Raw genomic sequence first — 13,434 nt, forward strand, 5'->3', positions numbered from 1 at the left:
CCGCATGCGGACGTCGTTGATCGCGGTTGCCGTGGCGGCGGCGCTGGCGACGCCAGCAGTCGCCCAGGCCTTCCGCATCGACTACGTGGTCGATGCCGGCGTGGAGCACGATGACAATGTGCAGCTGGCGGCGGTCGACCCGGACAGCCAGCGGATCCTGCGCACCGGCGTGGGCTTCGTCGTCACCCAGGAAGGTTCCACCGTGCAGGCCGTGGTGGCTGGTCGCGGCGACTACCGCAACTTCGATCACGGCGTCGACGACGGCGTGGAAGGCGTCCTGTCCGCCTACCTCAACTGGGTGATGATCGACGAGCGCCTCAGCTTCTCGATCCAGGACGAGCTGGAACTCCAGGCGATCGACCGCTTTGCCGCCGACTCGCCCGACAACCGCCAGCAGGTCAACGTGCTGTCGCTGGGACCGAACTTCCTGTTCAACATCGGCGACACCCTGCAGGGTCGCGCCGAAGCGCGCTACATCGACACCCACGCGGAGGTCACCGACGAATTCGACTCCAACCGGATCGGCGCCGCGGTGCGCGTGGCCAAGGCCTTCGACGCGAACAGCAGCCTGGGCCTGAACGCGCAGTGGACCGATGTCGACTACGACCAGGACCTGTCCGCCCGCGACCACGAGCGCGCCGACCTGTACGCCCACTACATCCGTGCCCAGGCCAACACCGACTACGCCATCGACGTCGGCTACTCGCGGCTGGACTATGCCGACGGCGAGCGCAGCAGTGGACCCTTGCTGCGCCTCGAAGCCGGCTGGCGACCCGGTGAGCGCAGCCGGCTTGCACTGACGCTTGTCGACCAGTTTTCGGACGCTGCCGACACGTCGCTCGTCGAAGGTGTCGCCGGTCGGGTGGCAGCCACCATTCCCGAAGGCGTACTGGTCGACGACAGTGCCGTCATCGCCTCCGCCTACCGCGAAAAACGCGTCACCGTCGCCTGGGCCTACAGCGGCGAGCGCCTTGGCTGGCGGGTCGAGCCGTACGCGCAGCGGCTGCGCTACCTCGATGCGCAACAGCCCGACGAGGACGTCGAGGGCGTGCTGCTCGGATTCGACTACCGCTTCGGCGCGGATGTGACGCTGCGGGCGTGGGCCGGCAGCGAACGCGTCGAATACACGCACCTCGGTGCGCAGGAAGACACCCGGCGCGCCGGCGTGACCCTGGAAAAGCAGTGGACGCGGCACTGGAGTTCGGCCATCAGCTACACCCGCTACGAGCGCGACAGTGACCTCCTTGACGACGTCCACCAGAACGTCTGGTACCTGTGGATGTCGTACAGGAACCGACCGCGGTGAGCGCCGCTGCCCTGGGCGCGCCGACGTGAACACGCTGGCGGCGCTGCGCCACTGGGCGCGCACCTCGCCCCACCCCGCAGCCGCCGCGGCGCGGCGGTTGCGGGGCATCGGTCGCGGCCTGACCTTGCCGGCACCACGCGTCGTGGTGAAACCCTATCTCTGGCTCTTCCTCGCCGCGCGCGGCACGCTGTTCTTCCTCCGCCGGGTGCTGGTCGCCGAGCCGCTGTTCAAGGCGTACTGCACCCGCGTCGGCCGCGGCGTGACCACGGGCATCCACGTGCCCTGGGTGCAGGGCAGCGGTGAGCTGGTGGTGGGCGACCACGTGCGCGTGAGCGGGCTGATCTCCATCAACTTTGCCGCGAGCTTCAGCAGCAGGCCGCGGCTGGAGATCGGCGACCATTCCGACATCGCCCACCAGACGCGCTTCGTGGTGGGGCGCGAAATCCGCATAGGGCGCCACGTGCAGGTCGCGGGCGGGGTGACGTTCCGCGACTCGGGTGGCCACCCCACCGATCCCGAGCGTCGCCGCATGGGCGGCGCACCCGACGCCGCGGACGTGAAGCCCATCGTGGTCCACGACCATGCCTGGATCGGCACCGGCGTGCTGGTCATGCCCGGCACCGAGATCGGCGAAGGCGCGATCGTCTCCGCGCACGCCGTGGTATCCGGCAAGGTGGCGCCCTACAGCATCGTCGCCGGCAACCCGGCCCGGCGGATCGGCATGGTCGGGCAGGCTGCCGCCGCCTGACAGGCGGTCGCGCCGGTGCCCTCAGACCAGGGCTTCGACCACGTCCGGATGGCCGAGGAAGGCACGCGGGCTGGCACTGCGCCCATAGGCTCCCGACTGGAACACCACCACCAGGTCACCGGGCTCGGCCACGCCGAGTTCCATGCGGTCGCCAAGCAGGTCCAGCGGCGTGCACAGCGGCCCGACCACGCTGGCGGTTTCGACAGTGCCGTGGCGACCATTGACCGCAACCGGATAGTTGCGGCGCATGACCTGGCCGAAGTTGCCTGACGCCGCCAGGTGATGGTGCATGCCGCCGTCGACGACGAGGAAGACCTGCCCGCGCGAATGCTTGCGGTCGACCACGCGCGCCACGTAGATCCCCGCCTCGCCCACGAGGTAACGGCCGAGTTCGATCACGATGTGCGCGCCGGGCGCATCGCCGGCGAGCCGCGCGGACAGGCCGGCCAGGTTGTCCAGCACCGGAGCCAGGTCGAGGTCCGACTCGTTGGCTGCGTACGGGATCCCGAAGCCGCCGCCCAGGTTCAGGCTGCGCAGCGGCGCCGGCAGCAGGCCCGCCCATTCCATGGCCAGGTCGTAGCTGCGCGACTGCGCCTCGACGATGGCCGCGGAGCGCAGGTTCTGCGATCCGGCGAACATGTGGAAACCCTCGAACGCGAGCCCCGCCGCGCCGATCGCGCGCAGCGCGGCCGGGATCTCCTCGGCGTCGATGCCGAACTGGCGCGCGCCCCCGGTCATCTTCATGCCCGAGGCCTTGAGTTCGAACGGCAGGTTCACGCGCAGCGCCACACGTGCCGGCGTTCCCGTGGCGTCGCTCGCGCGCGCCAGGATGTCGATCTCCCGGAACGACTCGATGTTCACGAGCACCCCGGCGGCCTGCGCCTGGGCAAGCTCGGACGCTGACTTGCCGGGGCCGGCGAAGCTGATGTGTTCGGGATCCGCGCCGGCGTCGAGCGCCACGCGCAGTTCACCCCCGGAGGCGACGTCGATGCCGTCCACCAGCGACGCCAAGTGCCCCACGAGCGCCGGCATCGGGTTGGCCTTCATCGCGTAGTGCAGGCGCACGCCGGGCGGCAGCATGGCCCGCAGGCTCCTGCTGCGCGCGGTCAGCCGACCCCGGTCGTAGAGGTAACAGGGCGTGGCGCCGACCGCCGCGACCACGCGTGTCAGCGGCTTGCCACCGACCAGCAATTCACCGCTCGCGTCCGTCGGCCAGGTCATCGTCGGGTTCCTCGTGCTTCTCGTGTCCATCAACGGGTGGCCATCCCTGAGGCAAGGGAATGGTGGAAGGCGAGGAGCTCCTCGATGTTGTTGCGCCATTGCCGGTGGGCGGTGATGTAGTTGCGCGCGGCGGCACCCACGCGGGCCAGCCCGGCGCTGTCGCGACTGTGCGCCAGCACGCGCTCGACCGCGGCGGCGAGGTCGCCGGCCCGGAACATCCAGCCCGTCTCGTCCTCCACCAGCACCTCGCGGATCGGCTCGAAATCAGGGGCGACCGGGGGCACGCCGCAGGCCATGAACTCGAACAGCTTCACCGGCGAGGTGTAGTCACCGGCGCTCGGCAGCACTGCCATGTCCATCGCCGCAAGCAGGCCGGGCACCTCGTCGTGCGCCACGCGCCCTGTCATGACCACCTGGCGGGACAGTCCCCGGGATTCGACGAACGCGCGCAGCGCGGGATAGGTGGCCCCGTCGCCGACCAGCAGCAGCTTCAGTTGCGGCGCCGCCGCGAGATGGTCCGCGATCAGGCGCACGAAGCGGTCGATCGCATGCCATGGCACGAACCCGCCGAGGTAGCCACAGACCACGTGGCCGTCCAGGCCCAGGCGCGCCCGCGTGCCCTCGCGCTGCTCCGCGGTGAAGGTGAACTTGGCGATATCCGCGGCATTGGGCGTGACGATCGCGGGTGCCATGCTGCCGTGCGCCGCCAGGGCACGGTCGCGGAAGATGCTCGACACGAACACCAGCCCGCTGGCCTTGCGGAATGCCCGACGCTCGATGGCCATCGCCAGGCGCCGGAACGCCAGTGGCCGGACCCGCTCGACGGTGGCCGAGTCGTTGACCTCCAGGATGATGGGGATGCCGCGCATCCGCGCCAGCCAGATCGGCGCGTACATGAACAGCGAGTACCGTTCGTAGATGAAATCGACGTCGGGGTTGCGATGCAACCAGGCGGCGATCCGGAAGCCGGCCACGAGGTTGTAGGCCAGCTCGGCGAGTTCGAACAGCGGCTCCGGCAGGCGGGTGACCAGCTTCATCCACGGCCTCGCCTGGCGGGTGGGCGACATCGCGCGCGGCGACGAATACGGATCCGCGCCCGGCAGCGAGATGATGTCGACCGCGACGCCCCGCGCGCGCAGGGCATCGGTGATGCCGCGGATGTGCACGCCTTCGACCGCCTTGCCCTGCGTGCGGTGGTGGTAGAGCACCTTGCGTACCGCCTGGCGACCCGCGTTGCCCATGCTGTCCATTCAATCGTTCCTTGTGTCAGTCCGGCACGGCCAGCGCTTGCGCCAACGGGATCGCCCCCCGATGCCGTCGCGCCAGCGTCGCCAGCAGTCGTTCGCAGGACGCCATCGGCCCGTTCCTGCGCACGTCGATCCAGTGCAGGAGGCGCGAGCTCGTGGCCAGGCGCGTCTTGTACGCCTGCGTTCCAGCGAGCAGATCGAACTCGTCGCGGCCCTCGCCCACGGCCTGTTCGATCGCCGCGCGCAGCGCGAAGATGCCGGGACGATCGTGCTTGTCCAGCAGCCCGTAGTTGAGCCCGCTGTTGTAGAAGTAGATCCGGTTGCGCCAGCACAGGTTGTAGAGATATCCGACGACGGTGTCACCGGCGCTGACCCTGGTGATGCGGGTGTACCCCGTCGTCGTGCCCGTCGCGACGAGGTCACGATGGAAGCGCGCGAAGAACGCGCTGGCGAAGGACCCCTGCCGGCCCCTCGAGCGCCAGTATCCGGTGTGCAAGGCTTCCAGTTCGCCAAGCCACTGCAATGCGGTACCGGCATCGGTGGCGACGTCGCAGCGCACCGGGCCCAATGCCGCGTACGCGCGTGCGGTCTGCCTGAGGCCGCCGCGGCTGCTCGCACCCAGCGTCGCCACGTAGTCGCCTCCCGATGCACGCACGGCGGCGAGGTCCACGTAGTGCGAACGCCGCGCCTGCATGCTGACCGCCTGCATCGACGTCGGCAACGCCGCGGCGATGGCGGCCCCGTGCGTCGTCGCGACGATGCGCAACCGCCGCCAGCGGGGCTGGAACGCGTGCAACGATTCGAACAGCGCGGCGTAGGCACGCGCCTCGGCACCGCGGCGCACCAGCAGGCCGGAGTACTCGACGGTGATCTCGTCGAGTTCCGCGTCGGCGGTTTCCTGCAGGCGCAACGAATACCTGCCGAACAGGCGGCGCGCGCCCTGCTCCGCCGCGAGCACCAGCAGGCCGATCGCGCCCAGGCCGGCTGCGTCGTATGCGCGGAACACCAGCGGCACGACTTCGGCCGGAAGATTGCGCAGCCAGGCGTCCACCCAGTGCCAGGTGGTGAACGGCGAGCCATCCGCGTCGGCCTCCAGTTGAAGCCACTCTGCTTCCAGCCCTTCGCGGCTTGCCAGCGCGGCGATTTCCCCGCGCATCACCCGTGCCTTGCCTGGGGCGCGCGGCGCGTCGCGCCAGGTCGTGCCTGCGATGTGTCCGGCCATGCGCTAGCCGTCCTGCTCGAAATCGGTGAAATGCAGCGCCGGCGGCTGCGCGGCCAGGTCGCTGTCGAACCAGCTGCCGTACACGACCTGCCGCCCGCGCTCGACGAAGCCTGCAGAGCGCCATGGTGCGCGTCCCGCCGCGGTCGCGCACAGCGACAGGCTGACGGTCGCCATGCCGTCGCACCATGCCTGGCGGACCAGCGCGCGGACCTGGTGCGCGCTGGGCCCATCGCAGCCGCCAAGCGACCAGAAATCGACCACGTTGAGGATATGCGGCCAGCGTGGATCGACTTCGCATGCGAACCAGCAGAGCGCGCCGCCGCGGTCGTCCTCGAGCACCAGATAGCGCACCCCGGCGCCTGGCGCATGGTCGAAGCGCCAGCGCAGGATGTCCGCGCCGCGCTCCGATGTCAGCGCCTCGCCTGCGTCACCGCGGGCCCATATCCGGTCCATGCGGGCGTCGCAGGCGTCGATCCACTGCCTGCGCAGCGGCGGCGCGCGCCATGCAGCCGTCAGGTCGCGAAGGGCGTGCACGCGATCGACCACCCAGCCTGCCGTGCGCGCCAACGGCGCCGGGATCTTCCGCGCCAGGTACCGCCCATGGCGCACCACGCGCACCAGCCTCTGCATCTCGCCGATCGGCCGCAGCCCGGCGCGGCGCAGCGCGGCGCCGGCGCCTTCGCTGTTGCGCGGAATGCCATACACCACGTCGACGCGGCCCGCGGCCGCGGCCAGGAGGCTCTCGAGCAGCATCACCGCAGGACCCAGCGACCTGTGCCCGCGATGGATGGCGAAATGCGCGAGCACGGCGCCGCGGACCTCGCGGCCGCGCAGGACCATGCGTCGCGGTGCCAGCGCCGCAACGCCCACGCAGCGCCCGCTGGCGACGTGGTGCACCAGGCGCAGCACCGGCGCGCCGCACGGCGAGCCTTCGCACAGCGCGTCGTATCGCTGTTCGAGGGCGTCGTCGGGGCCGAGAGTGCCGGTCCAGGCCTCGATCGCGGCGGCGCGCGGGTCCGGTGCCTCTGTGCCGAAAACGACGTAGTCGGGCAGGCAGGTGGCGGTTTCGACGTTCATGCCGTGCACGCCAGGCCGGGCTCGCCCATCAGGACCGGTGGTGCGTGCAGGTAACGCGTGGTGCGGCGCTTGTTTTCGATGTCGGCGTAGATCGCCTCCGCGCGTCGCGCGTCCATCCCGAGCGCCTGGCCGAGGTCGACGGCGTCGCGGCCATGCTCCAGCGCCCACAGCGCAAGGTCCATGTCGCGGTAGCCGAGCGCGAAGTAGAACTCGTCCTGCCCCTGCGACAGGCTGTAGGTATCGGTGGTGGGCACCGCGGCGCAGAGCCGCTCGGGAAGCCCGAGGTGGCGCGCCATGGCGTAGACCTGTGTCTTGTAGAGATGCGCGATGGGCTTCACATCGGCGGAGCCGTCACCGTTCTTGACGAAGAATCCCTGGTCGTATTCGAGCCGGTTCGGGGTGCCGACCACGGCGTAGTTGAGGCGGTCGGCGTGGAAGTACTCCAACGCCTTGCGCAGGCGTTGCTTGAAGTTGGTCGCGGCCACGATCTGCAGGTAATCGGCAAGCCCCAGGGTGCAGGCGTGCCGGCTGCCGTCGGGTGCCTCGGCCACGAGCTGGAAGACGTTGATGCGGCCCTCGGTGCCGCCGTCGATGGTGATCTTGAAGCGCCAGTCGTCGCCGTAGCCGGGCAGCGCCCGGCGCACGGCCGCATCGCGCTGCTCGTAGCAGCCGATCGCCGCCAGCGCGGGTGCGATGTCCTTGGTCTCGCTGCGGATGCCCAGGTGCTCCGCGAGCAGCCTGGCGCGGGCCGCACTGTCGGCGGAGGAATCCCGCTCCGGCAGGATCAGGGCAAACACGCGATCCGGACCGAGCGCCCGCACTGCCAGCGCGGCGCAGCAGGAGGAATCGATTCCGCCGGAGATGGCCACGACCAGCCCGCGCCGATGGAGTTCGCGTGCGGTGGCGGCGCGCAGGCTGGCGGCGATGCGGTCGGCCTCGGCCTCGAGATCCAGGTCGAGCACGTGGTGACCCAGGGGCGTCATGACGGTTCCCCTTCCGCGACGGGTTCGGCCAGCACGGCGCGCCGGACCTTGCCGGAGGCGGTCCTGGGCAGCGCGCCGACAAAGTCGACGAGCTTCGGCACCTTGTGCGCCGCCAGCCTGTCCCGGCAATGCGCACGCACGCCGCGCGCGTCGAGCGCGCGCCCGTCGGTCACCACCCAGGCCTTGACCACCTGGCCCAGCACCTCGTCGTCCACCCCGGCCACGGCCGCCTCGATGATGCCGGGCAGCTCGTGCAGCACTTCTTCCACCTCCATCGGATGCACGCGATGCCCGCCGGTCTTGATCAGGTCGCTGCGGCGCCCGGCCAGGAACAGGAAGCCATCGTCGTCGAGATGGCCGATGTCGCCCGTGCGCAGCCAGCCGTCGCGCAGGACCGCGGCGGTCGCGGCGGCATCGCGCCAGTATCCGGACATCACGTTGTCACCCCGGACCCAGACCTCGCCTTCCGCACCCGGCGGCAATGGCATGCCGGTCTCGTCGCGCACCTGCAGGCTCACGCCGGCGATCGCCCGGCCAGCCGAACCGGGCTTCGCGTCCAGGCGATCGGACGGCAGCCACGTCAATCGGGCCGTGGCTTCGGTCTGGCCGTACATGGCGATCAGCGCCGCGCCAGGCAGCGCTTCGCGCAGGCGCCGTGCCAGTGCGACCGGCAGCGCACCGCCGGCATTGGTCAGGTAGCGCAGGCTGGACAGGTCATGTCCGGCGAGTGCCGCGTGGTCGAGCAGCAGTGCAAAGCTTGACGCCACGCCCGGGAAGCCGGTTGGGCGCTCGCGCTCGATGGTCTCGACCAGCAGGCGCGGGAACATCGGGTTCGGCTCGATCACCACCCGCGCGCCGATCGCGAGGTGCGTGTGCAGCACCGACGCACCGTAGGCGTAATGGAAGGGCAGCACCGAGATGGCGCTGTCAGCGGCATCCAGTGCGAGGTAGGCGATGATGGCGTCGACGTTGGCGGCGAAGTTCGCGTGCGTCAGCGTCACGCCCTTGGGTCGGCCCGTGGTGCCCGAGGTGTACATGATCGACGCCACCGCACCGGCACCCCGCGACCCGGCCCGTGGCGCGATGCGCAGCGCCTCGTCCCAGCCCGTTGCGCCGGCGCCCGGCGCGCGGTCGCCAAGCACGATCGTTGCCGGTTGGCGGTCGCAGCCGGCAACGGCGGCGTGCGCGTCGGCGTTGGACGCTTCGAGCACGGTCATGCGTGCCCCGGCATGCCGCAGCAGTGGGCGCAGCTCGCGCGTCGGCGACCGCGACGCCAGCGGAACGGCGATGCAGCCGGCGAGCCAGCAGCCATAACAGGCCACCACGGCCTCGATCGAGTTCGGCAGCACGATGGCCACGCGCTCGCCAACGCCGATACCCCGGGACTCCAGCATCGCGGCAAACCGCCGCACCTGGTCCGCCAGCGCGGCATAGTCCATGCGGTGTTCCCCGGCGACGAGCGCGGGCGCATCCGGCGTGGCCCGCGCCGTGGTCAGCAAGCGTTGCGCCAGTGCGATCACGGCGCGCTCAGGCGGCCGTCTTGCGCTGGAGGAATGCACTGATGGTGTCGATGGAGTCGAAGTTGGCCGGCACCATTTCTTCCGCGGCGACGCGGATGCCGCAGGTGGCTTCGAGGAACTCGATCAGTTCCAGGATGCCGGTGGAGTCGACGATTCCACCGCGGATCAGCGACGAGTCGTCGGCGACGGCGGTGGCGTCATCGGTGAACAGGAAATTGCCCAGGATGAAGGGCTTGACGATTGTCTTGAAGTCCATCTGGCTCGCGCTGTCCGTATCGGTCGGCGATGGGGATCGCACATGCGTGCCCGCCCCTCTCACATCCACAGAACGTGGAATGGCGTGCAGACCGGCCCTGTGCGGGCGGGCGGGCGGCAGCCCTAGGCGGCTGATGCCGCACGCGTGACCGCGGCCGGCCGCCATTGCGCCAGCACGTGCTCGCAGGCGGCCAGGGTGTCAACGGCAACCGCGTCCCAGCCACGACTGCAGGCAGCCGACATCGCGGCGGCGTCCCAGGTCCTGGCCATGGCTTCTTCGAGCGCGTGTTCCAGTGCCGCCGCGTCGCGTGCCGGCACCAGCAGGCCGTTGCCCGCATGGATGATCTCGCGCGCACCGCCGACGTCGCTGGCAACCACCGGGCAGCCGCAGGCCACCGCCTCGACGAGCACATTGGGATAGCCCTCCGACCAGCTGGGCAAGGCCAGCACGTTGGAGGCGGATATCCACTCCGCCACCTGTGCGGGCTCCAGCCCGCCGGGCATGTGCACGCGGTGCGCCAGCCCGGCGGACTCGACCATGGCCGCCAGCTGCGACCGCATCACGCCGTCGCCGACGAGCGCGAGCGCGACATCGGGGTCGCGTGCGGCCAGCGCCGCGAACGCGGCCAGCAGTTCGTGCATGCCCTTGGCTTCGACGAAGCGGCCGACGTAGGTCACGAGCTTCGCCTGCCCAGCGATGCCCAGCAGGTCGCGCATCCGGCCACGATCCCTGCGGTGGAACACCGCGGTGTCGATACCGTTGACGATCGTGCGCACCCGGGCCGGCTCCACGCCGTAATCGCCGATCGCCGCGCGGCGCATCGCTTCGCTGACGGTCAGCACCGCGTCGGCGCCGAGCAGCGCCCGGCGGGTGAGGCGGCGGCTGATCCCCGACCGCACGTGGATGTCCGACCCGCGGGCGCCGATGATGCAGGGCAGCCCGAGCCGCCGTGATGCCATCAGCGCGGCATGGCCATCCGGATAGACCCAGTACGCCAGCACCACATCCGGGGCGAAGGCACGCAGCCTGGGGGTCAGGGCCCAGGCGCCGACCATGCCATTGCTGGCACGCGACAGGCCGGGCAGTCCCGGATAGGTGTAGGGCTCGAGGTCGATGCCGGCGAGGCCGTAGTCATGACCGACATGGCCTTGCAGGAAACTCCTTGGTGCCAGCCCGCGGATGTGCGGGTACTTCACCTGCGGGAAGAACACCCTGGTCGTGGCCAGCCGGGACAGCGCGCGCGCGGTCTCGTGGATGTAGCGACCACGCGTGAGGTCATGCGGGACAGGCAGGATCGGCGTGACGATGGCGATGCGTCGCGATCGCCGTGCACTTGCGTCGATGGTCATAGTCTCGCCAGCAGCACCTTGAGGATGAGGTAGAACACGACCACGGCCACGCCCGAGTACAGCCCCCAGCGCGGAATGTCCTGGCTCAGCCGGAACGGCACCACGTCCGGCCAGCGCTGCCGCACGTCGGTGAAGTGCGCGACCACCACGGCCGCCAGCAGGTAGAAGAGGATCAGGTAGCTGCGGCTGAGGAAGAACGCACACGTGGCGAACCCGGCCAGCGACACCAGCAGCGTCCACGCGATCGCCCGGTCGGTGGCCCACGACTGCGCGGCCGCGATGTCGTTGGCTTCCTCGTTGGCGTCATCGCCGCCGCCATCGGCAACCTCGGGCGAATGCCGCACCAGCCTCAGCATCATCCAGAAGCAGTAGCCCACGAACGCCAGCCAGGGAATGAACCCGAACAGGCCGTTCTCCGCCAGCACGAGGACCAGCGAGTTGTGCGCGGTGAGCGTGTGGTACTCCTCGAAGCTTCCCGTCCCCACGCCGAACAGCGGGTTTTCCAGGAACATCCGGAAGCCCTCGTACCAGGCCTCCACCCGGCCCGTGGCCGAACCTTCCTGGACATCGAGGTCGGTGAGGCGCGAGGGCATCAGCCGCATGGTGGCCAGGCTGCCCGCCGCGATCAGCCCGGCCAGCATCGGGCCCCGGCGCAGCCAGACGTGTGCCCCCGCCATCACCACGACTGCGAGCATCGCCCCGCGCGAATTCGTCAGGTAGACCCCGTAGAGGAGGAACGCCCCGACCGCGACCCACAGCAGGCGTCGCATCCCCATCATGCCGCCGCGGCTGCCCATGTAGACCGTCATCGGCAGGCAGATCACGAACAGCATGCCGAGGTCGTTCGGATCGCTGAAGATGCCCACGTACTGGATGCGCCCGTCCTCCACCAGCGGCATCCCTGTCCAGCCCACGCCCAGCGCCGACTGCTCGACGCCATGCCACGCCAGCAACAGCGCGCTGAGGATGAAGACCACCATGACCTGTTCCGTCCGCCGCCGGGTGGTGATGGCATTGGCCAGCAGCACGAACGCGACCAGCGTGGGCATGAACTGCTTGTACTGCTCCACCGCACCGCCCAGCCATCCGTTCACCGCCACCGAAATGCCCGTGGCGACCGTGAACAGCACCAGCAGCGGGTACTGCGGCTCGTCGAAGCGCTTGTTGCGCGAAGCGAGCCATGCCAGCACCGCGAGGATCAGCGCCACCGGCATGAACGGCACGCCGGAATCCGCCCAGCGCGGATACTCCTGCGGGCGGATGAGGACAAGAATCAGGTAGGCGACGATGAATACGAAGGCGGACATGGGCGGTTGCCGCTCACCACAGGCGGGTCGCGTCGCGTCGCGCGAACGCGATCGCCGCTTCCGCGGAATAGAGGTTCATGTGCAGGAACGCCGACAGCAGCCTGACCGGGAGGGATCGTGACAGCGCAGGCAGCACGCGGGCGAGCAGCAGCAGGAGCCCCGCGGCGAGTGCCAGCCACAGGCAGGCCTGGTAGAAGCTTCCGCGCGTGGCCAGTACGCAGGTTGCGGCGAGGAGCACGAGGATCGCCCATGGCGCCACCAGGCGCAGCAACTTGTGGCTCACGAAGCGGAACCACAGCGGGTTGGCGAACGGGTCCAACAGCCACGGCGCGAGCTGCAGCAGCTGGAAGTTGCCCGCCAGCGTCCTGACCTTGCGCGCACGCTCCTGGGCCGGCGACGGCGATGCACGGTCCCAGGCGATGGCACGCTGCTCGAACACCACCCGGCCCCCGCGCGCCGCGACCCGCATCGGCACCAGCACGTCGTCCAGCACGGTGCCTTCGGGGAGGGGCTCGAACAGGTTGCGCCGCAGCACGTACAAGGCGCCGGTGACACCGACCACCGAGCCACTCCGGCTCTCGGCCAGCCGCAGCATCTTCTCGTAGCGCCAATAGGCGTCGACACTGCAGGCGAAACCCGATTCCGGGTCCTCGAAACACAGCTCGCCACTGGCCGCGCCGACGGCGGGATCGGCGAGGCGCGCGACCAGTGCGCGCAGCGCCTGCGGATCCACCCGCTGGCGCACGTCGACCATCAGCAGCACCTCGCCGCGCGCCACGGCCACCGCGTCGTTGAGGCATGCGGCCTTGCCGCGCCTCGCATTGAATTCGAGCACGCGCACGCGGGGGTCGCCAACCGCGCGGCATGCCGCGGCCGTGCCGTCGGTGCAGCCGTCGCATGCAACCACGATCTCGAGCCGGTCACCGGGCCAGTCGAGCAGGAGCAGGTTGTCGAGCTTAGCGCGCACCAGCCCCGCCGCGTCACGCACGACCAGGACCGCGGTGACCATCGGCTCCTGCGCGGACCGGGCCGCGGGCAGCGGACGCCGCCACGCCAGCAGTCGCATCAGCAACGGGTAACCGGCATAGGTGTACGCCAGCAGCACGACGCAGGCCCAGAACACGCTGCTCACGGCACTGCCGCGTACGCGTGGCGGTCGGCCCGATCGGCGGTCGGTTGCGGGCGGATGGGCATCGAC

Annotated in this window: 12 protein-coding genes; 2 read left to right on the top strand and 10 right to left on the bottom strand. The window is 70.2% G+C overall.

Annotation, left to right across the window (positions count from 1 at the left end; all coding sequences use genetic code 11):
• The first annotated feature begins 4 nt into the window (after positions 1-4).
• Together H5368_RS04810 and H5368_RS04815 are read left to right on the top strand one after the other, a co-directional pair.
• Positions 5-1,306, top strand: a complete 1,302-nt coding sequence (locus H5368_RS04810; RefSeq protein ID WP_182821880.1) for a hypothetical protein — start codon at positions 5-7, stop codon at positions 1,304-1,306.
• Between the two features lie 25 nt (positions 1,307-1,331).
• Complete coding sequence (locus tag H5368_RS04815; RefSeq protein WP_182821882.1) at positions 1,332-2,054, top strand: acyltransferase; 723 nt, start codon at positions 1,332-1,334, stop codon at positions 2,052-2,054.
• A 21-nt stretch (positions 2,055-2,075) separates the two neighbouring features.
• Here H5368_RS04815 and H5368_RS04820 read toward each other — a convergent pair whose 3' ends face one another.
• The 10 genes from H5368_RS04820 to H5368_RS04865 form a co-directional block, all read right to left on the bottom strand.
• Entirely contained in the window at positions 2,076-3,275 is a 1,200-nt protein-coding gene (locus tag H5368_RS04820; protein WP_220486498.1) for a pyridoxal-dependent decarboxylase, exosortase A system-associated, read from the bottom strand.
• Positions 3,276-3,304: 29 nt separating this feature from the next.
• Positions 3,305-4,525 (bottom strand): glycosyltransferase family 4 protein, encoded by a 1,221-nt coding sequence (locus H5368_RS04825; RefSeq protein WP_255486349.1) that lies wholly within the window; start codon positions 4,523-4,525, stop codon positions 3,305-3,307.
• A 16-nt stretch (positions 4,526-4,541) separates the two neighbouring features.
• On the bottom strand, positions 4,542-5,744 hold the full coding sequence (locus H5368_RS04830; protein WP_182821886.1) for a GNAT family N-acetyltransferase: 1,203 nt from the start codon (positions 5,742-5,744) through the stop codon (positions 4,542-4,544).
• A gap of 3 nt (positions 5,745-5,747) precedes the next feature.
• Positions 5,748-6,821 (bottom strand): hypothetical protein, encoded by a 1,074-nt coding sequence (locus H5368_RS04835; RefSeq protein ID WP_182821888.1) that lies wholly within the window; start codon positions 6,819-6,821, stop codon positions 5,748-5,750.
• Positions 6,818-7,804: an NAD(+) synthase gene (gene nadE / locus H5368_RS04840; protein ID WP_182821890.1), complete on the bottom strand. Its 987-nt coding sequence runs from the start codon at positions 7,802-7,804 to the stop codon at positions 6,818-6,820. Before nadE ends, H5368_RS04835 begins: the two co-directional genes overlap by 4 nt.
• Positions 7,801-9,324 (bottom strand): AMP-binding protein, encoded by a 1,524-nt coding sequence (locus H5368_RS04845; RefSeq protein WP_182821892.1) that lies wholly within the window; start codon positions 9,322-9,324, stop codon positions 7,801-7,803. Before H5368_RS04845 ends, nadE begins: the two co-directional genes overlap by 4 nt.
• Before the next feature lie 7 nt (positions 9,325-9,331).
• Positions 9,332-9,580: an acyl carrier protein gene (locus tag H5368_RS04850; protein WP_182821894.1), complete on the bottom strand. Its 249-nt coding sequence runs from the start codon at positions 9,578-9,580 to the stop codon at positions 9,332-9,334.
• A 122-nt stretch (positions 9,581-9,702) separates the two neighbouring features.
• Entirely contained in the window at positions 9,703-10,929 is a 1,227-nt protein-coding gene (locus tag H5368_RS04855) for a glycosyltransferase (protein ID WP_182821896.1), read from the bottom strand.
• Complete coding sequence (locus H5368_RS04860; RefSeq protein WP_182821898.1) at positions 10,926-12,236, bottom strand: O-antigen ligase family protein; 1,311 nt, start codon at positions 12,234-12,236, stop codon at positions 10,926-10,928. Before H5368_RS04860 ends, H5368_RS04855 begins: the two co-directional genes overlap by 4 nt.
• A 13-nt stretch (positions 12,237-12,249) precedes the next feature.
• Complete coding sequence (locus H5368_RS04865) at positions 12,250-13,368, bottom strand: glycosyltransferase family 2 protein (protein WP_343203879.1); 1,119 nt, start codon at positions 13,366-13,368, stop codon at positions 12,250-12,252.
• Positions 13,369-13,434 lie beyond the last annotated feature (66 nt).

This window comes from Luteimonas sp. MC1782 (assembly GCF_014164605.1).
In the GTDB taxonomy this organism is placed as follows: Bacteria; Pseudomonadota; Gammaproteobacteria; order Xanthomonadales; family Xanthomonadaceae; genus Luteimonas.